This window comes from Halomonas sp. PR-M31 (assembly GCF_001039575.1).
In the GTDB taxonomy this organism is placed as follows: domain Bacteria; phylum Pseudomonadota; class Gammaproteobacteria; order Pseudomonadales; family Halomonadaceae; genus Modicisalibacter.
Genome location: NZ_JIBT01000023.1, coordinates 13,176 through 35,096, shown reverse-complemented (window position 1 = coordinate 35,096; position 21,921 = coordinate 13,176). Strand labels below are relative to the sequence as shown.

15 protein-coding genes and 1 pseudogene are annotated in these 21,921 nt (G+C 58.5%); 3 read left to right on the top strand and 13 right to left on the bottom strand.

Annotated elements, in window-relative coordinates; all coding sequences use genetic code 11:
- Window positions 1-37: 37 nt before the first annotated feature.
- Both CH74_RS18190 and CH74_RS18625 read right to left on the bottom strand, forming a co-directional pair.
- The gene (locus CH74_RS18190; RefSeq protein WP_082140326.1) at window positions 38-433 is read right to left on the bottom strand and encodes a hypothetical protein; all 396 of its coding nucleotides are present in this window, start codon (window positions 431-433) and stop codon (window positions 38-40) included.
- Between the two features lie 194 nt (window positions 434-627).
- Complete coding sequence (locus CH74_RS18625) at window positions 628-1,047, bottom strand: hypothetical protein (RefSeq protein ID WP_156181414.1); 420 nt, start codon at window positions 1,045-1,047, stop codon at window positions 628-630.
- 88 nt (window positions 1,048-1,135) lie between these two features.
- Here CH74_RS18625 and CH74_RS07025 point away from each other — a divergent pair.
- Together CH74_RS07025 and CH74_RS19995 are read left to right on the top strand one after the other, a co-directional pair.
- Window positions 1,136-1,555: pseudogene (locus CH74_RS07025) on the top strand (winged helix-turn-helix domain-containing protein); the annotation flags it as partial.
- Between the two features lie 4 nt (window positions 1,556-1,559).
- The gene (locus CH74_RS19995; protein ID WP_156181418.1) at window positions 1,560-1,913 is read left to right on the top strand and encodes a transposase; all 354 of its coding nucleotides are present in this window, start codon (window positions 1,560-1,562) and stop codon (window positions 1,911-1,913) included.
- A 78-nt stretch (window positions 1,914-1,991) separates the two neighbouring features.
- Here CH74_RS19995 and CH74_RS07015 read toward each other — a convergent pair whose 3' ends face one another.
- From CH74_RS07015 to recC, 8 genes are all read right to left on the bottom strand, one after another.
- Window positions 1,992-2,438 carry a GNAT family N-acetyltransferase gene (locus tag CH74_RS07015; RefSeq protein ID WP_053070661.1) on the bottom strand — a complete coding sequence of 149 codons (447 nt, stop codon included), beginning with the start codon at window positions 2,436-2,438 and terminating at the stop codon, window positions 1,992-1,994.
- A 118-nt stretch (window positions 2,439-2,556) separates the two neighbouring features.
- A complete protein-coding gene (locus CH74_RS07010; protein WP_216594725.1) occupies window positions 2,557-4,266 on the bottom strand; it encodes a sedoheptulose 7-phosphate cyclase in 1,710 nt (569 codons plus the stop codon).
- Window positions 4,267-4,474: 208 nt separating this feature from the next.
- Window positions 4,475-5,818, bottom strand: a complete 1,344-nt coding sequence (locus CH74_RS07005; RefSeq protein WP_048306753.1) for an ATP-grasp enzyme — start codon at window positions 5,816-5,818, stop codon at window positions 4,475-4,477.
- Between the two features lie 54 nt (window positions 5,819-5,872).
- Window positions 5,873-6,715, bottom strand: a complete 843-nt coding sequence (locus CH74_RS07000) for an O-methyltransferase (protein ID WP_048306752.1) — start codon at window positions 6,713-6,715, stop codon at window positions 5,873-5,875.
- Window positions 6,716-6,990: 275 nt separating this feature from the next.
- Window positions 6,991-7,473 carry an ATP-binding domain-containing protein gene (locus CH74_RS19990; protein ID WP_367379103.1) on the bottom strand — a complete coding sequence of 161 codons (483 nt, stop codon included), beginning with the start codon at window positions 7,471-7,473 and terminating at the stop codon, window positions 6,991-6,993.
- Complete coding sequence (gene recD, locus CH74_RS06995; protein WP_367379102.1) at window positions 7,470-9,215, bottom strand: exodeoxyribonuclease V subunit alpha; 1,746 nt, start codon at window positions 9,213-9,215, stop codon at window positions 7,470-7,472. The genes CH74_RS19990 and recD overlap by 4 nt, the downstream gene beginning before the upstream one ends.
- Window positions 9,212-13,090: an exodeoxyribonuclease V subunit beta gene (gene recB, locus CH74_RS06990; RefSeq protein WP_048306751.1), complete on the bottom strand. Its 3,879-nt coding sequence runs from the start codon at window positions 13,088-13,090 to the stop codon at window positions 9,212-9,214. Before recB ends, recD begins: the two co-directional genes overlap by 4 nt.
- Window positions 13,087-16,716 (bottom strand): exodeoxyribonuclease V subunit gamma, encoded by a 3,630-nt coding sequence (recC, locus tag CH74_RS06985; RefSeq protein ID WP_048306750.1) that lies wholly within the window; start codon window positions 16,714-16,716, stop codon window positions 13,087-13,089. The genes recB and recC overlap by 4 nt, the downstream gene beginning before the upstream one ends.
- A gap of 379 nt (window positions 16,717-17,095) precedes the next feature.
- Between recC and CH74_RS06980 the strand changes: the two genes are divergently transcribed.
- Window positions 17,096-18,244 (top strand): ADP-ribosylglycohydrolase family protein, encoded by a 1,149-nt coding sequence (locus CH74_RS06980; RefSeq protein WP_048306749.1) that lies wholly within the window; start codon window positions 17,096-17,098, stop codon window positions 18,242-18,244.
- A 6-nt stretch (window positions 18,245-18,250) separates the two neighbouring features.
- On the opposite strand, the gene CH74_RS06975 is transcribed toward CH74_RS06980, so the two are convergent.
- Genes CH74_RS06975 through CH74_RS06965 form a run of 3 tightly spaced genes read right to left on the bottom strand, consistent with a single transcriptional unit; the run spans window position 18,251 to window position 21,919 of the window.
- On the bottom strand, window positions 18,251-19,012 hold the full coding sequence (locus CH74_RS06975; protein ID WP_048306748.1) for an aspartate/glutamate racemase family protein: 762 nt from the start codon (window positions 19,010-19,012) through the stop codon (window positions 18,251-18,253).
- A 25-nt stretch (window positions 19,013-19,037) separates the two neighbouring features.
- Complete coding sequence (locus tag CH74_RS06970; protein WP_048306747.1) at window positions 19,038-20,561, bottom strand: malonyl-CoA synthase; 1,524 nt, start codon at window positions 20,559-20,561, stop codon at window positions 19,038-19,040.
- Complete coding sequence (locus tag CH74_RS06965) at window positions 20,558-21,919, bottom strand: malonyl-CoA decarboxylase (RefSeq protein ID WP_048306746.1); 1,362 nt, start codon at window positions 21,917-21,919, stop codon at window positions 20,558-20,560. The genes CH74_RS06970 and CH74_RS06965 overlap by 4 nt, the downstream gene beginning before the upstream one ends.
- Window positions 21,920-21,921: the final 2 nt, after the last annotated feature.

Sequence of the window (21,921 nt, the reverse complement as noted above, 5' to 3'; positions counted from 1 at the left end):
GGCGCAGCTTAGCTGCGTTCTGCTGCCCGTAGATACACTACCGTGACGGAATGACATAAATTGGTTCATTTGAGTACGGATTGCCTGCACCATACGGATTATTGATGCTGTCTGGTGAGTATTTGCTGCCATACCGACCGTAGGGGTTTGACGTTGAATCTGGGTCATATGGGTTGTTGCTTAATTTGCCGCGATAGTTGCCTTGACTGTCATAGAGCTTTGGTGCGTCTGTTGCGTAAGGGTTGGTATGAGACTTATTGCTATATGAACTTCCATATTGGCTATACGGATTATTAAGGCCATCAGCTTTATATCGACTGCCTGCACCATACGGATTGTTGAGGCAATTTTGGTCATATGGGCAAGCCGCAAATGATAATGAAGAAAATCCTATAGAAAGTGTTAGGGCAGCTACGAGTTTTTTAATATTCATTATGATGTTCTCCTTTTATGTACCTAACGCCAAAGTTAGGCGCCTGAATTACCTGTTGTGGCTGTAAAAACCAGTCCCGACGATGTTTTGGGTCGTCCCTGATATTTCATTGTTGTAATTGTGGAAAGTAGTATCACCAATGCTTTGTGATGTCCCGGACGTTCCATCATTGTAGTTATGAAAGGTAGTACCCCCTATGCTTTGAGAGCTTCCTGATACGCCATTATCAGTGTTATAAAAGTCGTTGCCCCAACTGATTGGGAAGTCCCAGTGGCACCGTTGTTGAAATTATGGAAGGTTGTTCCGCCAATTGTCTGTGACGTACCACTTGTACCGTCCGAGCAGTTATGAAGCTTAGTGTCCCCAATTGTGTTTGAAGTACATGATGCATGCGCGTGAACGCCAAAAATTAAACCGAATGTGGCGACTAAAAAGACAAAAATTTTTAGTTTCATCTGAATGATTTCTTTTTTTAGTAAATTTGTTGTCGAGTGAAAGTTACGTGCCTTGAGGCCTTCAATCGCGAGAATAGCGTTATTCTTTTTATCGGCCATTAGAGACGAGACTTTAGACAATACAGGAGCTTCGTAATGGATAGCCTGTCGACCGAGCACATCCTCTGATCGTTGACATGATATCTTTATGTTACTGAATTCCGCTCACGCCTATTGTCGTTCGCTCACCGTTTAATGGGTCAAGGACGGCATGAGTCAATTGGAAGCTGCTCGCCGCCTGGAGGTCACTCAAGGGGCTATTAGCCAATGGGTCGTCCGGGACCGAGAAAACGGTGAAGAAGCGCTCAAGACACAGCCACGATCCGGTCGGCCGCCGCGTCTTTCTCCCGACAAGATGGCCAAGGTGCTGGTGGCACTCGAAGCCCGGGGGCCGGAAGACTTCGGCTATGAAGACCAGCGCTGGACGACGCAGCGTATTGCCGATGCCATCGCCCGGCTGACCGATATTCACTACAGCACCTCATCGATCAGTGATTTACTCAGACAATGGGGCTGGTCCTGGCAAACGGCCAAGCGTCAGGATAGCCGGCGTGATGAGGCCTCTATCGACTACTGGCGAGAGCAGCTCTGTCCAGAGTTAAAAAAAAGAAGCCGAGGCGCAAAATAAAACGCTGATCTTCGTCGATGAGTCGAGCTTCCATCTCTGCTCGCATTATCAGAAGACTTTTGCGCCTGTAAGGCAAACGCCGGTCTTCAAGGGCAAGCGAGGAAAGTCGCAGCGCCATATGGCCATCGGCGCCTTCTCGGACAAAGGGCGTAGCTATTTTCACTGGACCTCGGATACGGTCACCGGCGCCAGCATCGTGGGTTTTTTAATAGACGCTGCTACGCTGCCCGGAGGTACAAGGCCGGTTGCGCCTGGAAGCTCCGCCGCCTTATGCGCCCGAGTTGAACCCGGCCGAGGTGATATGAAGTTGGTTAAAGCGGCGCTGTACCAACCGGGCATTTCCGACGGCTTTGGGTGAGTGGCTGCGTTATGATACGCATTGGCTGAAGCGGAACCGTGGGCAGGCCAAGCAATTTTTGCGTGCCTCGCCCATTCATTAGGTTTTTTTATGGAAGATCAGTATTAGAGGTGCCGACCGCTCCTCACCGCACACCGCCCATACACGAAAGATTCCATGCTGGCCAAGGCTCCACTTTGCAAGCGCCGTGGTGGCTTCTGTCATATAGCCTTGGCCCCAGTGCTTTTGACCTAATACAAAGCCGATTTCCACCCTATGGCCTTGGAAGCGGGCGTCGATCATGCCAATCACTCTGTCGTTGCCTTGCAAGGTGATCGCCCAGGAAAACTCTTTCCCGGTCTTTGATACGTTAATTCGTGCACGCAGAAAACCGGCCGTTGTTTCTTTGGATTCGTGGGCAAGCCAGGTCAGATAGTGCGTAACCGTTGGGTCGGCGGCGTACTCCTCGAAGATGGCATCGGCGTCTTCAATGACCGGTGCTCGCAATAGAAGTCGTGGCGTTTCGATTCTTGGTGCTGTCTGCATCACTTGAGTCATCCTGGCTGCGGTTCGTCAGCAATGACGCCTATTACTTAGCTATTTCTGATAATGACTGCAAACTATTCCATCCGTTGCCGAATGGAATAGTGTGCCACGCTTTCGTTTAACGTATTTCTGCCGCCGAAGGATCTTCCAACCCTACGTCGCGACAGTGCGCATCGATCCCCAGGCCACCCCGCGGATAGTCGGCGCATAGCGTCTGATAGTCATTCAAGGTCTCGAAAAGCTCCTCTTCCGAGAGTGAATTGAGGTAGCCACACTCGCCGATGCCTCCTTTGGGGATGGGCGCCACCAGATTGCCGCCGCGTTTTTGCAGAATCTTGCGATGGCTTTCCAGCATGACGGGGCGGTTGTTGAGGATGTCGTGGGTCAGACTCAACCCGTAACCGCTCATCAAACGCAGAATGCGGTGCAGTTCTTCATCCGTGATCCAGCCGGCACGAGCGCTTAAAAAAGCGCCATACCCCATGCCAATCGCCACGGCGTGGCCATGCAACAGCCCTGCCTCGATCTCGAATCCTGGTGACCAGGTGTGCCCATAGGCATGGGGACGACATTGATGAGTCTCAAAAAGATTGCCGTATTCCGCTTCGATATAGGACTTCAGAGCACCGCCCAAGATACGCTGGGACAGGTCGTTGATGTCATCGTCTGGCGCGCAGTCGATGGTGCCGAACCGGGTATCGATCAAGCGGGATTGCGCTGCCTCGAGGTCATTGAACAGCTCGAGATTCTTGACCACGGCCATCTTGATGATCTCGGCAATGCCGTGACGCAGCCAGCCTTCGTGCAATGTCTCGAAGAAGAACCGGTCGGTGATCGACACTATCGGCGGGTGATAGGCGCCCATCAGGTTCTTGTAGCCAAAGCCATCGCAGCAGGTGCGCGGCGAAGGGCCGGCGTCGATGCCGGTCACGATCGACGTGGACAGCATCACGTAGGGCGTGTTGCGCCCGTATAGCGCGCAGGCAAGCCCCCCGGTATCCGCCAGCACACCACCGCCGGCGATAAGCACCGGCTCGTTGCGCGATACGCCAAGATGTTTGAAATCACCCAGCATGCGCTCTACCGTGGAGAGCCCCTTGTCGGCTTCCATTGCCCGGTACACACGCTTTTCCAGCACGATTTCATGGCTGTCGAAATACGCCTCGAATGCCGCGCCATGCAGTTTTTCGACGGTTTCATCGATCAGGCAAATACAGCGACCCAGTGGCTTGTAGATATCCCGCAGCGCCGGTTGCTTTACGTCGAGGGCATGATCGATCGTGCGTATGGAGGCAAAGGTGCTGAAGCTCATCAAGGCTTCCACCGTTTGCTGGTCGGACGTGCACTGTACGCTCCCGCCACACTCACGATAGACCGATGTCGGATAAATGGCGTGGGGATCGGACTCACCAAGTCGTGCTGCCATATCGGTAAACCGATGCCGCACCGAGTCGTCGGTCACGGTGGTCAGATAGGTCAGCAACTTGGTCTGAGCCAGGGGTGTCGAGTGCATTATCTGGTTGGCAAACTCCGACCACGGCGAGCGGGCTTTTTGCTTGCCTTCAGTTGAATCGAGCGCTTCAAAAAGCCGCCCCAAGAGTACGAAGAATTGCCCCAACGGTAGATTGAGCGCGCCTCGCAGCATGCGGCAAGCTGAAATGCCTTCAACCGCCTGGGCTGCCGCGAAGTCGGCACCCAACTCGTCAGAAAACGCTGGCGCTTCGATCAGGGTGCGTAGTAGCTGCTCGAAGGATTCACTCTCGCCAAGCGTCTTGAGAGTCGCCTTTAGGTCTGATGATGCAGGGCCAGTAAGCGCTTGACTGTTCATTAACTCTATAAGTCTGTCTGTAATAGGCGTCATACGTCCATGTCCTGTGAAGAGCAGGGCTCTGGTTATGCAAAAGGGGAAATGAAAACCTATATGTGTTGGCACACAAGCGTTGCATAGCGACTGGTCCTCCCTGGTAGGTTCATGAAAAAGACAACCGCGCTACCGGTTATCTCAACGGTTACGCGTTGCAGCAAAGCGGCATTCGTTAATCGCCGCCCAGCTGCACGAGTTTTCCGATATTGAAATCAATGCGCAGCCATCCGCGTCGCTCACGCAGGTCGCGCAATAGCAAAAGTGGTACATGCCAGTGGTGCAGCATCAGAAAAGGTAGTGGATCGCGCCAATCAAACACGGCGTCCTTGCCACGGGCGATTACCTTGAGCCGTTCTAAAGCGTATGAAGGCGAGTTCAAGTGCGTGAGTAGCCGCCATAATTCGTGATACAGCCAGTACGTCGGGCGGCTAGATGACAGCGGGCGAATGGGTTCAGGAAGCGTATTACGTTCAAGATAGGCAGCCGCCACACCCGGGTGGTTGTAGAACATGGTGATAGCCGAGTGAGTACGAGGGTTGCACTCGATTGCGTAGTATTTGCCGTCATCGTCGGCCTGAATGAAATCAAATGATGCCTGCCCGGTCAGGGCAAGGGCTTTGCCGTAATGGCGAATCCAGTTTTCGATCTCAGGTGCGTCGACGGAGGCGTAGTTGATTTGAAATGCCGATGACAGGCAGCAGCAATGCACTCTCAGTTCGCCGTCGCGCAGCGTGCCGTGGGTGCAATATTCCGTACCTGGGATAAACTCCTGCATCACCCAAGGGTTCTCTTCCGAGATTGGCAACGTCGCGACAAATGCTGCAGTTTCTGCTGGCGTTGGCATGGGTAATTTGGTCAGGTCCAGGCGACGCACGGAATCGTAGCGAATGCTTTTCAGGATGAACTGGCGGTTATATTGGGAGAAGTCGAATTGAGTGACCTGTTCCGCATGGGTGATACGAAAGGATTTCGGCGCCAATAAATCCAACGATTGAGATATTTCGGCAAATTGGTGTTTGTCGTCTAGTTTTTCGATGACGTCCGGGCTTACGTGGACAACGTCACAATGAGGAGCGAGGGTGGTGATGGCCTTGGAATCAAACAGGCTGGCCACCGGGCTGCATACCGGCACGTAGGTATCGACGTTCTCGCGCTGAACGATATCCAAAAGCGCCTTTGCATAATTAGGGCTGTCCGGTGCCGGAACCGTATAAAACCGGTCTACTGCCGTCGAGAATCGATGGCCGGTGAGCCAGTAGCGCGGGCTCTCGATAAGAATAACGCGATGACCGGCCTGATGAAATGAGCGTGCCAGCTGCAGTGCCTTGGTCATCTTGCCGCCACTGACCAGCACGGTCTTGGGGTTCTCTGCCTCGACCCGGCCCAGTTTTGAGCCCCTTGCACGAGCTATCATGCAAGCAATTAAAGCCGTCAGGCATATCAGCGCATTGAATGGCAGCAGCAAGAAAAGGGCGATCAGCGTCAGGGGTGTCTTGCCAAAATACTGTTCTGTCATGTGCAGTTGGCTCACGTGATAGAGTCAGGAAATAAGCTATCTTTCGCTCGATACCTATACCTGACGTATCAACGTCAGCCCGTCGCGCAAGGGAAGAAGTACTTGCTCGACGTTAGGGTTATTCATGACGGTCTCGTTGAACCTGGCGATTGCCTCGCCATTGGCACTCCTTTCCTGGTCAAGATAAGGCTGCCCTTGCATGAGGGTGTTATCAACGCAAATCAGCCCATGCGGTGACAGCAAAGAACGCTCGATAATGGTCTGTAAATAGGCGCTATAGTTGCCTTTGTCCGCATCGATAAAGATCAGATCGAACGGCCCTTCATCGGATGTCAGGCGCTTTAGCGATTCCATCGCCGGGCCTACTTCAACGCGAATTTTTTTGCCATGGGGCGATTGGGCGAACTGCTCTTGAGCAAAACCCGCAGCAAAAGCATCCATCTCGAACGCCAGAACCGAACCGTCCTCGGGCAGCGCTTCTGCCATTGCCAGTGCCGAATAGCCGGTGAAAAGACCAATCTCCAGTACCTTCCGTGCCTGGGCTGCGTGCACCAGCATTTTCAGAAACTGCCCTTCGACGTGTCCGGAAAGCATTTCCTGCTCCAGCGCTAGCGTCGTTTCACCCTGGGCAAGACGACCGGCCCAGTCCTCTTGTTGCGTACGTGTGGCCAGTGCCTCAAGCGCTTCTGATTCAGGCGTACTGCAGGCAGCAATATAGGGGTCCAGGCCTTCTGCAAGCGCCGACACCTTGTGTAGCATGCGAACGAAATCTGGATCATTGTATGAAAGTTCTTCAGCACGCTCAGTCAAATCAACGAGCTGGGCGACAATCAAGCTAAGCGGGGTGACCGGTCGTGCAGAGTTGAGTGATGTATTGCGCTGTATCATTGAGGTCATGTTCCTTATGAAACCCAAAGTAAACGTCGACTAGAAATTTCAGTACATCAAGGCAGTAGCGCTGTATTCAGCTTGTTAGCATAGAGTGTCGCGTGGTATGTCGGCCTAAGGCATATTTGTGAGAACGCCGAGGATAGAAGAAGTTCACTGCTGAGTTTGATGGTCCATACAAAAGGCAAGATCTGGCCCTAAGGGTCTGATTGAAATCCATAGTTCACCCCATAGGTAAACGCACAAGCAGCATGTATCAAAACGTCCGCTTTGGGGCGTTTCAGTCATTCAATAACTCCTAACCCACTCACTCGCGTCACTTCCCGCAGTACCGCTTCGTCCAGTATTCCGCGTCCGCTTTCCACCAAGGTAAACCAGTCCCTGGCCCGGGTGATCCCTGTGTAGATCAATTCCCTCGTCAGGATCGGATTGGGGGCGTCCGGTAGTACCAAGGCGGTGTGAGTGAACTCCGAACCCTGAGATTTATGCACAGTCATGGCAAACACGGTTTCCACCGCTTGCAGGCGGCTGGGGAGTACCCATTTGATGCGGCCGCTGCCATCGCCCGCGGGAAAGGCGACCCGGGGCAGCCAGGGTTTATCGGGTTCCCGGGCGTTGGGCATGGCGAGGGTGATGCCGATGTCACCGTTCATCAAGCCGAGGCCGTAGTCGTTGCGGGTGACGAGCACCGGTCGGCCGATATACCAGCCATAGTCGAAAGGAATTAGCTTGTGACGTTTGAGGGCACTGGCAATGCGTTGGTTCAAACCTTCCACACCCCAGGGCCCTTTGCGCAGGGCGCACAGGACTTGAAAACGGCCGTGAGCGCCGAGCACGGCGTGGGCCCAGTTATCAAAAATCTTTTTTGTCGGTCAACCGACGCCTTGACCAAGTCACCAGGGGAGGGACGCTTCTTGGCGAGCACCTCAAGATAATACCGGTAGCCGGTGGGCGGTGGCAGCTCATTATTGCGAGATCGGCGGCCGCGCCCTTCATCGCAAAAGCCTGCCGGGTTGCCGTCGATCACGAGCCGGTCCAGTGCCGGGTCGTCGCTGTCGTCCAGTTTCAGTCGGCTGATGTCCGCATACCCTTGATCGAATATCTGGCGCACGGCCCGGCGTTTGTCCTTGGGTTGCAGGCGGTTGCCAAGGGGGGCATTCACCGCCTGGGCAAGCTGGCCGATGCCGCTGGCGGCGTCAAAACGGTGGCTCACCCGCAGCATGGCGATGGCTTGGTCCAGCGGTTGGCCGTCGGTGTCGATATAGCGCTCGGGCAAGGTATCGCCGGTAGCATCGTTTAGCTGTGCAGTGGTTGCTGGGGTGTAGTGGGCGCCTTCCGCGCGTTGGCACAAATCGCCGAGTACGGCGCCGGCCTCCACCGAGGCAAGCTGATCCTTGTCACCCAGCAGGATCAATCGGGCGCGGGGCGGTAGGGCGGCGAGCAGGCTAGCCATCATTTCGATATCCACCATGGAGGCTTCATCGACCACCAGCACATCCAGGGCCAGGCGGTTGTCCGCATGGTGGCGGAAATGCCGGGTATCCGGTCGCGAGCCGAGCAGCCGATGCAGCGTGGTGACCTCGGTAGGAATGGCGTCGCGCAGGGTGGTGAGGTCGATGCCATTACTGTTATCGCTGCCGATGCCGGCCAGTTCGACCAGCGAGAGATTCTCGACCTGCTTGGCGATGGATTCATTCAGGCGTGCGGCGGCCTTGCCGGTGGGTGCAGCGAGGCGAATGCGCAGCGCTCTACTGTCGGGTTGACCCAATTGCAGCGCCTGAAGCAACGCCAGCAACTTGACCACGGTGGTGGTCTTGCCGGTGCCGGGGCCGCCGGTAATCACCGCAAAGCGCGAACGGGCGGCAAGGGCGCAGGCGAGCTTCTGCCAGTCCAGGGATGCCACATTGCCGTCCGCCGGGCCGAATAGCGCTTCGAGGGCATGGCGCAATAGTTCGATCGCGGGCGCATCAATCTCCGTGGCTGCCAGGCGGGCGGCAAGCGCTTGGCGAATATCCTGTTCATACTGCCAATAGCGGCGTAGATACAGGCGGATATCGTCGTCGGTCTCGGACTTCACCAAGGGCGTGCTGCCGCAGCCACCACTGACCAAATCAGGATGATCCAGAGCGGCCCGCCAACCCGCGAGGGTCACATCGGTAAGCACTTGGCTGGGCAGCGGCGGCGGGTCATTCAAGTCGTCGCCTTCCGGGGGGAGTGAAAGCGCCAGGTCCGGGGCTTTCAGCGTCATGTTCAGATCAAGACATACATGCCCACGGCCAAGCTGATGGCTGGCCAAGGCGGCAGCCAGCAGTAACAGTGGCGGTGCATCCGGCACCTCGCGATGCAGGAATACCACCAGCGCGCGATCCAGGGCACGCAGCCAGCCGCGCTCCACCCAGCGCTCGAGTAGCGTAAGCAATGCCTCAACGCTGCCCAGAACGTCGTCGAATGGGGTTGGAGCGTCACTGGTGACGGCGGCGTCTTCAAGATCCGAGAACAGGTCTCTCATAGGGCAGTCTCCGTGGCAGGGCTAGCGGCGCCGACGCCCTGGAATAGCGCATCCAGCCCTTCGATCAGTTCCCGGGGTGGGCGTTCGGCATGCACGCCACGGCTTGCGGCATTCGCGCCGCGCAAGAAGACGGTCAGGGAGCCGCCGATATGGCGGTCATAGTCGTAGTCCGGCAATCGTGACTTGAGCAAGCGATGCAATGCCAGCAGATAGAGCGCGTATTGCAGGTCGTAGCGTTTTTCCGCCACCGCCAGGCGCATGGCCTCCAAGGTGTAGGCGTCGTCATCCGGCCCGAGATGGTTGGATTTCCAGTCGGCGACGTAATAGCGCCCCTCGAACTCGAACACCAGATCGATGAAGCCCTTGAGCATGCCGTTGAGTCGATCGCGATCGGCGCGGGGGCGTGGGGTGTTGCCCAGGGAATGCCGACTGACCAGATCGTCTAACGCTTGCGTATCGACCTGGTGGGCGGCGAACCAGAATTCCAATTCAACTTGATAGACCGAAAGCCCATCCAGACGCACCGCGGCGGATGGCGCGGCCTCGGGCAAGGGCAGCGGCGTGCGTAGAAGCGAGGTGAGCCACGCCTGCAGCGCGGGAATCCACTGGGTCCAGCCGCGCAGATTGCAGCGCCGCGCCAGGGTGTCTTCCAGCGCTGCCGGAGACTCGAGCACGCTGGCAAAGCCTTGCTGGCCGACCCATTCCAGCAGTCCGTGCAGGAAAGTGCCGGGGCCGGGGCCCCGCGGAAAACGATGCAGCGATGGCGACGGCTGGTTGGGTAAGGCGCTGTCTCGCGGTTCCGTGAGCGTCTCGAAGGTGGTGGCTTCAAGCGGCGTTGCCGGTTCGGGCAATGGCGGTGCTTCATGCGGTTCCAGGATTGGCGGTGCGGTTGCCATCCCGACTGTAGAGTTGGATATCGCGCCGAAAGTGGAATCGGGATCTGGAGCAAGCGCTTCCCCGGAGAAGCTCAAGGCGGAGTAGCTGGCGATCCACCAATGCTCCCGAGCCGAGCGGACAGGCGTTTGCGCCTCGCCGAGGGTGGCGTCGTGTTCGGTCAAAACGATCGTGCGCGAATCGATAGGCGGCGCCGGGACAAGGGTGATCGCCTGGCAATCGCCCTTGAGCGCGGCCAGCGCCGCAGCGAAGGCATCTGGATCGAGGCGCTGGCCGTTGGCCAGCAACTGGCCGATGGCGCTGTTCTCGCCATCCTTGAGCGGCGCCATGCCGAGCCAGGTGGCGTGACGGGCGCGGGTCAGGGCGACGTAGAGCTTGCGCAGGTCTTCACCCAGGCGCTCTCGGTCGGCGATGGCCAGTGTCGCATCGTCCGCTTCCAGGCTGATGTGGAGCCGACCCTGGTCGTCGTGCCAGCGCAGGGGCGAATCGCTTTTCTTTTGCGGGCGATGGCTACAGATGAAGGGCAGGAACACCAGCGGATATTCCAGTCCCTTGGACTTGTGGATGGTGATCACCTGCACCAGATCCGCGTCGCTTTCCAGACGCAGCTTATGGGCGTCGCTCTGGTCGTCGGGGTTGTCGCGTGACTCGGCGAGAAAGCGGATCAGCGCATGTTCGCCGTCGAGTTCCTGGCTGGCTTGCTGGAGCAATTCGCCGAGATGTAATAAATCCGTCAACCATCTTTCACCATCACTTGCCGGGCCGCCGGCCAGCAGCCGGGCGGGCACCGCGAAGTCGTTCATCAGCCGGCGAACCAGTGGCAATACGCCCTGGCTCTGCCATAGGCGATGGTAGTCGCGAAACTGCATGACCCGGTCTTCCCAGGCCAGTTCGTTCTCGTTCAAATCATCCAGCGCGGCGATATCCAGCCCCAGCGCCGGCGTGGCCAGGGCGGTGCGCAGCACGCGATCGTCGTTCGGGTTGGCGCAGGCGTGCAGCCAGGCTTCGAGCTGGCCAGCCATGGGGGAGGCGAACACCTTGTCCTTGTCGGAAAGATAGACGCTCTTTACGCCGCGTCGGGCCAGGGCTTGGCGGATGGCTCGCGCTTCTCCCAGGCCGTTGACCAGCACCGCCATATCTGAGGGCGACACCGGGTCGAGGGCATCGTCACTGTCTACCAACCCTGCGAGGCCGCTATCCATAAACCCGGCGCGGCCGCATTGTCCCTGTTCCAGCAGCTCGACCATGGCGGAGGCGCAGCGTTCGGCCATTTCCGTGTGGTAGGCGCTTTTGGAAAGGGGCTCGTCGGCGTGGAGTTGCCAGAGGGTCATTGCCGGCAGCGGCTGGCCGTTCAGAATCAGTGTATCTTTCCGGCCCTTGGCCCTAACTGCCTGGAAAGGCACTGGATTCGAGCCATCGTCTTCCTTGAATAAAAACGCGCCGGGCGGGTGCGCCTCGGCAAATTCGAATAGGCGATTGACCGCTGCAACCATGGGCTCGGTAGAGCGGAAGTTGGTGCCCAGGGTGACATGCCGCCCTTCGGTGGCCTGGCGCGCCTGCAGATAGGTATAAATATCGGCGCCACGAAAGGCGTAGATCGCCTGCTTCGGGTCGCCGATCAGGAATAGCCCGGTGTCGGGTCGGTTTTCCCGGATGCGATAGACGCAGTCGAAGATGCGGTACTGTACCGGGTCGGTGTCCTGAAATTCATCCACCATCGCGACGGGAAACTGGCGGCGAATCTGGGCCCCCAGCGCCTCGCAGTTGGCGCCGGCAAGGGCCCGGTCGAGGTGGGTCAATAGTTCGTTGGGGCCCATCTCGGCCCGGCGTTCCAGTTCACTATCCAGGCGGAAGCGGCACCAGTGAACGGCGTGGGTGAGCAGGTCGGCCTGGGGGTCGGGCAGGGCGTCGAGTTCGTCTTGTAGTTCCGCAATAGCCGTCAGCGCCGGGTGATTCGGCGGATCGCCCTTTTGCCAGATCTCCGCCATGCCGTCCGGGGTCAGGCGCTTCCAGGCGGCGGGGGTCAGGGCCGGACGAATCGCATCGCTCTGACACCAGTCCCGCAGTGCACCCAGCCAGTTTGCCCGGCTCTTGCTGTTGAAGCTCTGGCCCTTGAAGGCTTTTTGCCTGGCGGCCTCTTCGAACAGCGTCTGCAATTCCTCCACCCATTGCGGCCAAGGCGCCTTGAGTTCTTCCAGCCGCGCCTCGATGGCGGCTTGGGTGTGTTGCAGGGTTTCTTTTGGCGGCGGGACGTTTCGGTTCAATGCCGAGCATTCCGGCAGCAGGCGCCGGACCTGAGCGTGCAGGTCTTCCGGCGATTTCCAGTGACGAGTGACGATGGCCAGCTCGTTCGCATTCATGGCGTAGTAGAAGCTGCGCCAGTAGTCCCGCGCCACTTCGCTTTCGAGTTCGGTCTGGTCGGTTTCCAGATTCAGCGAGAACAAACTGCCGCTGTCAAAGGCATGCTCCCGCAGCATGCGGTAGCACCAGGCATGGATGGTCGAGACGGCGGCCTCATCCATCCATTCCGCAGCAAGCTGCAGGCGACGCGCGCAGGCGGGCCAGCTGGCTTCGGGATAGTCGTCGCGAAGTTGAAGTAGCAGCGGGTCGAGCCTGTCAACTGCGTTCCTGGTCACATCTTCGGGGGACTGTAAGGAGCTAGGCGCGGCTTCGGGCGCCTGTAAGAAGTTAGGTGCGGCTTCGGGCGCCTGTAAAAAGACGCCGGCGGCCTCGACCAGCCGTCTGCGAATCCGATCCCGCAGTTCCTGAGTAGCGGCCTTGGTGAAGGTGACCACCAGAATCTCCGGCGGCGTCAACGGGCGGCTGAAAGCTGCGTCATCATCGGCTGAGCGCGGTCCCAGCACCAGACGCACATAGAGCAGGGCGATGGTGAAGGTCTTGCCGGTGCCGGCGCTGGCCTCGATAAGACGGGAGCCATGTAATGGAAAGCCTAGTGGGTCGAGTTGAGTGACATCGCTCATTTATCGCCTCCCTTCACCACGTGATGCACCGGCGCCAGCAGGCGATCGGTCAACGAGACGAAGCTGTGGGGCGTTCCCCGTTGAGCATCGATGAGCGCAGCAAAGCTCGGCCATCGGTGCGCCAGGTAAGGGTTGCGACCGCACTCGCCGGCACCAAAACTGTTGCCTTCAAAGGTGCTGGCGGCAGCTTTGAAGGCCTCGCTTTCCGGCTCGCTTTCCGGCGTGCCTTTCTTGCCAAGCCAGACAAAAGCGGTATCGATGGCCAACGGCAGCGGTGCGTTCATGCCCGCCTGCCAGGCGACGATGAGGTTGCGCAGCTGCGCCCGGGCGATCTCAGGTTCCAATGGCAGTAGTGTCACATGGCCGGCTTTGGACAGCAGTCGCGTGGTCAGCGGTTGGCTCGTAAGCTGCCCCGCCAGATGCGCGACCCAAGGCAGCAAGAGATGGCGCCAGTGATATTTCTTGTCCTTGATCAGGCTGCTGCTGGTCAGCAGCAAGCGACAGCGTTCGCCGGTCTCGTTGGCGCGCAGATTGTCCAGCCAGTCTTCCAAGGGCGGGTGGCCGGGCAACGCCAGGCGTATCGGCTCCGGCTCCTCGATAGAGTGAGGCCACTGGGTCAGCGCTTCCTGATAAGCCTCGAACAATTTGCCCATGGGCTCGATCAGCGCTTCGCACATGCGCTCGCCGAAGGCGCCAAAGGGAAGTAAACCCTGGCCTTGCAGCCGTTCCAGCGTCGCGTGCAGTGCAAGTTCCCGGGGTTCGCCATCGTCGATGGCGCGCCGCTGGGCCTGGATCAACAGATTTTGCAGCTGCCAGTTTTCCAGGCCGTTCAGGGTGAAGGGTTCTTGATCGAGACTCGTCACGTTCTCTTGTTCGAGGAATACCTTGAGTCGGGCGTTGAAGAACGCCTTGGCCGGGTCGCGCAGAAAGCTTCCCAGCTGATGAAGCGTCAGCGGTGACTCCTGCAAGAACTCGCCAAGTTCACCGTCATCCTGGCTGGATGGCGTTTGGCCATGCACCTCGCGCCATTCATGGGCATAGGTAATAAGCCGCCGGTCGGGCACGGATCGGGCAGCGAGCTGCGCTTGCGTCGGAAAGTAGACCCGGCTGAACGGCTGTAGCGGATGCACGCTGGTAAGCTCATCGAGCAAGGCCGAGCCTTGTTCATCGCTGTCATTTATCGCCAGTCGCCAACCTGATTCGAGATGGTCGCGAAGCTGACCCACCAGCACCGAGGGCGGGCGCTCCGTGTTGTCGATGATGCTGTAACCGATCCAGCTGATATAAAGCTGCTGCCGGGCGGAGAGCAGGGCTTCGAGGAACAGGTAGCGATCGTCCTCCCGGCGGGAGCGATCCCCTGGGCGGTAGTCGCTGCCCATCAAATCGAAGTCCAGCGGCGGATGGCTGCGCGGGTAGTCGCCGTCGTTCATGCCCAGCAGGCAGACCCGCTTGAAGGGGATCGCCCGCATCGGCATTAGGGTGGCGAAGTTGACCGCGCCGGCCAGAAACCGCTGGGACAGACCCTGCTCATCGATCTGGGCCAGCCAGTGTTCCCGCACGATGCATAGCGGCAGATCGCGGGTCAGGCCGGCCTCGTCGGTGCTCTCCTGCCAGGTCTGCAGGGCGAGTTCGAGCTGGGACAGCACCAGGCTATCCTGGGCGTCTTCCGCGAGAAAACACGCTTCGAGCAGTTCCCGCAGCCGTCTGGCCCAGCCGTTGGGGTCGGTCTCCTCTCCCAGGATGCGCCATTGCTGCTCCAAGGTTTCGAGTAGTGCCATCAAAGGGCCGGCGAGTTGCGCCTCCAGGCCGCCAATATCATCGAAGGGCTCGATGCCTTGCCAGCCCCCCTCGGCGGCGCTGCCCACGGTATAGCCCAGCAGCAGCCGACGCAGGCCGAAGGTCCAGGTGTTCTGTTCCATGTCGCCGGGCAGATCAAGGCTCTGGCGTTGAGCGCCGTTCAGGCCCCAGCGAATGCCGGCACCTTCGATCCAGCGTCGCAGGGTCGACAGGTGATCTTCCTCGATGCCAAAACGCGCCCGCAGGGCGGGCACCTCCAGCAGATCGAGCAGATCGCTGACGGACAAACGCAGTTCCGGCAGGCGCAGCAGCTTTTCCAAGGCGATCAATAGCGGCAGGCGATGGCGCTGGCCCTGATCCGAGAGGGTGTAGGGAATATGACGCGGATCATCGCGATCGATCTGGCCCTGTCCAAACAGACCAAACACTGCCTTGATATGCGGCGCGTAATTGTCGATGTCCGGCACCATGACGATGATGTCCCGGGGGCACAGTTGCGGGTCCGCGCTGAAGGCGGCAAGCAGCTGATCGTGAAGGATCTCGACCTCGCGCTGAGGGCTGTGGGTGACGTGAAAGACGATGGAGTCATCGACCCGGCTATCTACCGTCGGCCAGCACTCCCGGGTTTCAGAAAGTGGGCGCAGCTCGCGAATGTCGTCCTGCAGTTGATGCAGCAGGCAGTCTTCGCCATTCGTTTCAAACAGATCGATGCGCAGGGACTCGGCGCTGAACAGGCTTTCATATTGCTGGCGCTCGTCATGTTCATCCAGCAGGCGCAGGTAGTCGCGTCCCTGCTTGCCCCAGGCGGCAAGCAGCGGCTGGGCGTGCAGGTGAAGATCCGCTTCGCCATCGCCGTCGCCCAGTACATCCAGGCGCTCCGGCATGCCGACCTTGCGTGCCTGGCGATAGCGTTGGGCACGCAGCAGGTCGCGATGTTCGATGATATCCGCCCAGTAATACTGACAGGGATTGTGCACGTAGAGCACCACCTGGCAGCAGCGGGCCAGTGCTGCCAAGGCTTCTAGGGCCTGCTGAGGTAGTGAGGAGATGCCGAAGACCATGATCCGGCGTGGCAGGCCGGGGGGGCGATTATCCACGCTCAGCTGCTGGGCGGCACTGATAAAGCGTTGATGCACCATGGCGCGGCTGGAATCGATGCCGTCGCTGCCAACATCAGTCCTTAGGGCGCGCCGCTTTTCAGCAATATCCTGGCGCAGGGCGCGCCACAGGGCCGGCTGCCAGCACTGCTCGGCGCTTACTGGCGTGATTTCACCATGGCCGCCGATCAGAACATTTTCGCCACGCCCCCAGGCCGCCAGCCAGTCGGCGCGGTAAACTTGGTACTGATCGAACAGATCCGCCAGACGTTCCGCCAGCTGATGATGTTTGCGCAGATCATTGTCACCGTCGAGAAACTGCTTGAGAGGGGCGAAGGCGTCTTCTTCAAGCAGTGCCGGCAGCAGTCGCAGGATTCTCCAGATAAGGCGTGACTTGTCGAAGGGTGATGTCGCCGGTACTGCTTGTGGATCATTCTCGCAATGGGTGAGCACCGCCCGGTAGGCCTGCCACAGAAAACGTGCCGGCAGGGTCACGTCCAGTGCCGCGGCGATGCCGGTGCCGCCTTTACCGTCCTCGCGCACATCCGCGGCCAGGGCGAGCTTCATCCACTGGCTGATGCCGTTGCTCTGCACCAGGATCACTTCGTTTTCCAGCGGTGCAAGCGGGTAGCGCTTCATCCACTCCATCGCCACGCCCCGCAGATCCTCCAGGCGATTGCCGTGAACGACCATGAAGCCGGGCTGAAGGTGGGCGGTGCTGGCAGGCGGCATGATGATTCCTTTTACTGCAGGCAATGCAGGAACAAAAAATGTCTTATGGTGCCCGAGTGATCGCCAGTAGAAAAGCAGGAAGAGCGGTCGTAATGGTGGCTTTCAAAAACGACCGCTTAGCGCTGTTCAGATGAGATAATGTCTGTACGGCTATAGCGTTGAGAACAAAAAGTGACACAATGTTGATATAAATAAATAAAAATATATAATTCGTTAACAAATTTCGCTCGTTACCGATTTTTCCTGTTCCGGTGAGGTGGTCGTTAGAACCATTCCGCCAGCATAAAAAAATTCATAGTCAGGCATGGCCTGATGACAACATTGCCGTATGCTCTTTCTTACCCGGGAGCAGAAAGCGGGGCCTGGGCAAGGGGGGCGCATGAAAAACGTACAACGGATTGAACGTTCACAAGCTTGCCTTTACGGAGGCGCCATCGGCGATGCTCTAGGCGCGCCTTTGGCGTCATTGGATTGGCAGGCCATTTGCGAACAGTTTGGCGATGATGGGCTTGAAACCTATGCGCCTGCCCATGGCGGTATAGGATGCATCACAGACGACACTCAGATGATGCTGTTTGTCGCGGAGGGGGCATTACGCTCCTACGTACGCATTCAGGAGTGCGAGATCTATGCGCCCATCGTGGTGCTTCATCATGCGCTAATCCGGTGGTTGGTCACCCAAGGGGAGCAGCCGGCTATCGCTCAGATCGACACGAAAGTCGGTTTGATCAGTGATCCTCGATTGCATGCCCGGCGTTCTCCCGCCACGACCAGTCTCGAAGCACTGGCTCAGGCGCCGGCGTTCGGTTCGGTGGCGCGCAATACCAGCAAGCAGTGCGACGGACTGGTGCGCGTGGCACCCGTTGGCCTGTTCCCCTGGGGCGATTTTTTATTACATCATCGCGATCGCGCCTTCTCCGTTGCCTGCGAATTGACCCGTTGCACCCATGGCCATCCCAGCGCCTACCTCAGCGCCGGTATTTTTGCTTACGTGATCAACGGCATGATCGACAACGGGCGCTCTCTGGAATCATTGATTCCTGCCGCTTTGAATTTCATGGACAGCGGCGCCTGGCTCGATTTCTTCATTGAATGTGCCGAAGAGCGCGAGGCCGTGCCTCGTAGTCAGGCGCACATTCGATTCTTGCTCGAAACCGTACTCGACTTTCATGCCCAGGGCGTCACACCCACGCCACAAGGCATCGATGCACTGGGTCACGGTGAATCCGCCGAAGAGGCGCTGGCCATCGCGGTGTGGTGTGCGCTTGCCGCCCAGGACTATCGCCAGGGCGTGCTATGGGCAGTCAATCACAGCGGCAAGAGCGATAGCATCGGACTGCTGGCGGGTAATCTATTGGGCCTACGCTTTGGCCTGGCCGATATTCCAATCGAATGGGTCGAAGATATCGAGTTGCGCGACTGGCTCTACCGACTGGGCCACGATCTGCAGTGGCTGCCCAAGGTATATCTCGGCCGCGGCTACGGCGCTCACGACGCGGAATTACGCGAGTGCTATCCGGATAACTGACGACTCTCAAGCCCCTGTAGAATTCTGCAAGAGTCGCCCTGCATCGGGTACCTGCGGAGCCAGGTTCAGCGCCTTGAGCATCTGATGGGCGGTGCAGGTCGCAGCGGACACCACCGGCAGGCCAATGGCATCCTCCACCGGCTGAATGGCGGCCAGGGACGGCATCTGCACACAGGCCGACAGCACCACGGCATCCGCGTCCCGGTAATCGAGACGCTTGACGATCTCCACCAAGGCCAGTGGGTCGCGGCGCCCCACCTCCAGATTGTCGGCGATTTCCAGAGAAATGCTGTCGGCAACCTCAATTCCTTCCCCTTCGATATAGTCGATCACCAGCCGCGTCAAGGGCTTCATATAGGGCGTAATGATGGCGACCCGCCGGGCGCCCAACGTCTCGAGCCCTTGCACGAGGGCGCCGGCACTGCTGACGATCGGTGCCGGGAAGTCATTGCTGCGCGTGACCTCGTGCAGGCGCTGCTGCGACTCGCGATGATAGCCCGACCCGCGGCTCATGATGGCGACCAGGCAGGCATAGCCCATGACGTCGACCTCGGCGTCGGAAAGCTCCAATGCGCAGCGATCGGATTGTTCGTCCATGGTGGCGAGTTCTTGCTGGGTCACCTGCTTCATGCGCATCCGGCTGGAATGAAAGGTGAAACGCTCCGGAGCGACGCTCTCTCGTGCACGCAGTAACGCTGGAATTTCGGTCTCCATGGTGGTGTTGGAACTGGGAACGATCTGACCGATGCGATAAATTTTATGGGTCATGGATAACAGTCTCGTGGTGATGCCCTCAGGCAGGGGTGTAAAGGTCTTGGAATTGTTCGCGCAGCTGATTCTTTTGTACCTTGCCCATGGTGTTGCGGGGCAGACTGTCGGCGAAGACCACCCGCTTGGGCTGTTTGTAGCGGGCCAGACGTCCATCAAGAAACGTGAGCACCATGGCCTCATCGATCTGCGCTTCTGGCTGGGCCACTACCACGGCGGTCACGCCCTCACCGAAATCCGGATGTGAAACTCCGATCACCGCGGATTCGAGCACTTCGTCCATCTCGTCGATGACCTGCTCGATCTCCTTGGGGTAGACGTTGTAGCCGCCGGAGATCACCAGATCCTTGTCGCGCCCGACGATGTGGATATAGCCCTTCTCATCGATCATGGCCAGATCGCCGGTGATGAAAAAACCATCCTCAAGCAGCTCTTCCCGGGTCTTGTCCGGCATTCGCCAATAGCCGATGAACACATTGGGGCCGCGTACCTCGAGAATGCCGATTTCACCCTGAGAGAGGGTTTCACGGGTTTCCCGCTCGACGATACGGGCCTCCACCCCGGGCAGCGGCATGCCCACGGTGCCGGCGATACGCTCGCCCTCATAAGGATTCGAGGTATTCATGTTGGTTTCAGTCATGCCGTAGCGCTCGAGAATGGCGTGGCCGGTGCGCTGGGCAAAAGCCTCATGCGTCTCGGCGGTGAGCGGCGCGGAACCAGAGGTGAACAGGCGCATATTGGCGGTCAGCTCCGTAGTCAGCCGTTCATCTTGTAATAGGCGAGTATAGAACGTAGGCACCGCCATCATGGTGGTACCGCGAGGCAATTCGTCGATGATGATGTCGATATTGAAACGCGGTAGAAAAAGCATGCTGGCGCCGGCCATCAGCACGACGTTGCAGGCCACGAACAGGCCATGGGTATGAAAGATCGGCAAGGCGTGGATTAGCCGGTCGGCCTCAGTGAAACGCCACACGTTCACCAGCGCCTCGGCATTGGAGGCCAGGTTGCAGTGAGTGAGCATAGCCCCCTTGGAGCGCCCGGTAGTGCCAGAGGTATAAAGAATGGCCGCCAGGTCATCGGCCCCCCGAGGCTCGATGGATTCCTGGGGAGTGGCGCTGCGAGCAAGCTCCATCAGTTCGCCATCGCTGTCGACGCCCAGAGTGGTCACCCGGGGGCAATCTGCCTGACTGGCGGTACGTTGAGCATCCTCCAGGTTGGCGGGCCGACACACGAATAGAGCCGGTTCGGCATTGTCGAGGAAATAGTGAATCTCTTCGGCAGTATAGCCGGTGTTGAGCGGTAGATAGACGCCCCCCATGCGCAGGCAGGCCAGATAGAGCAATATGGCCTCGGGGCTCTTGTCGACCTGCACGGCGACTCGGTCGCCTGGCGCCACCCCCAAATCGAGCAGAGCGCTTGCCAGACAAGCACTCGTGTCCAGGGCCTCGGCGTAGGAATAACCTTGTCCTTCCCGGGTCGTGATGAAATCCGCATCCCCCCGCGCCCGCATGCGCGCAGCGAAGATCTCGAACAGGTTGTGATTCATTTCGCGGTCTCTCCTTTGAGTAGTTTGCGGGCGCGCTTGGCGAGATCACGCACATTCGACGAGCAGGCAATGGTGGCGTTGGTGGTGTATTGCTCGTGATTTTGCTCGATGTCTTCCAGCACATAGAGATAGTTGACCATCAGCCCGGTAGACTGACTCATGCCCTTGGCCGAGACATCCCCCAGCCAGTTGATGCGATGCAGCTCGGCGCCATTGCCAAGGTGAAAGCGCGACACGGGGTTCAGTGGCAACCCTTGAGCGTTCTTTTCCTTGAGCAGGTAATGCGCGGCGAGGGGCTTTATCACGTCTTTAAGTTTTTCGATGCGCCCAGGGTCTTCTGACCAGTCCGGTGTCTCGAGATGTTCAAGTGTGTTGAGAGTATCCGCCTCCAGAACGCTGTCACCATCCTGGTAATGCGTTTTGAGCCAGTCGCGAAAGCCGGGAACCGGCGACAGGGTGACGAAGTGGCGCAGACTGGGAAGTTCCTGCTTGAGTTCCTGCACGACCTGTTTGATCAAGAAGTTGCCAAAGGAGATACCCCGTAGCCCGGTCTGACAGTTGCTGATACCGAAAAAAGCCGCGGTATCTGCGGACTCCGGATCGTCGATCTCGTAATGATCGCTCGACAGGATGGCTTGAATTTGATCCGGCAGCCCCTGGCACAGGGCGACCTCGACGAAGATCAACGGTTCGTCGCCGAGCGCTGGGTGAAAGAAGGCAAAACAGCGCCGATCCCGCGCGTCCAGCCGCCGGCGTAGATCAGCCCAGTCGCGGATCTCGTGTACCGCCTCATAGCGAATGATCTTCTCCAAGATCACCGCCGGGGTATTCCAGTCGATGCGCTTTAAGACCAGGAAGCCGCGATTGAACCAGGAGCCGAACAGATGGGCGAAATCTGAATCAATGGCTTTGAGTGATGCGTTGTCACGCATCAAGGCCAGCAAGTCTTCGCGCATATCGACCAGATCATGGGTGCCGCCGCTGGGCAGGTTGAGGCGGCGCAGCAGCTCCTGACGCCGGGGTTCGCAGGCTTCGAACAGGGTGTTGAGATCCTGATTGTCCCGGGATTCGCGATAGGCCGTGTAGGCGTGATCAATGCGTTCCGGGTCAGCGGAAAAATCCGTTGCCAGCAGTTCGAAGAAGTGCTGTTTTTCCTTCGGCGCCAGCCGCGCATAGATTTCCAGTGCACGGCTGGCAAGGGCGATGCTCGAGGCCTCGCCGTCGCTTGCCAGCAATGCCTGACAGGCGGCGATCAGATGACGATGACTGGTATGCTTGCTGACGCCGGAGCGGCGCCTGAGCAGCGCATCGCGCTGAGTGATCGTACTGAACAGTTCCTGCAAAAAGCTCATGTTCATGG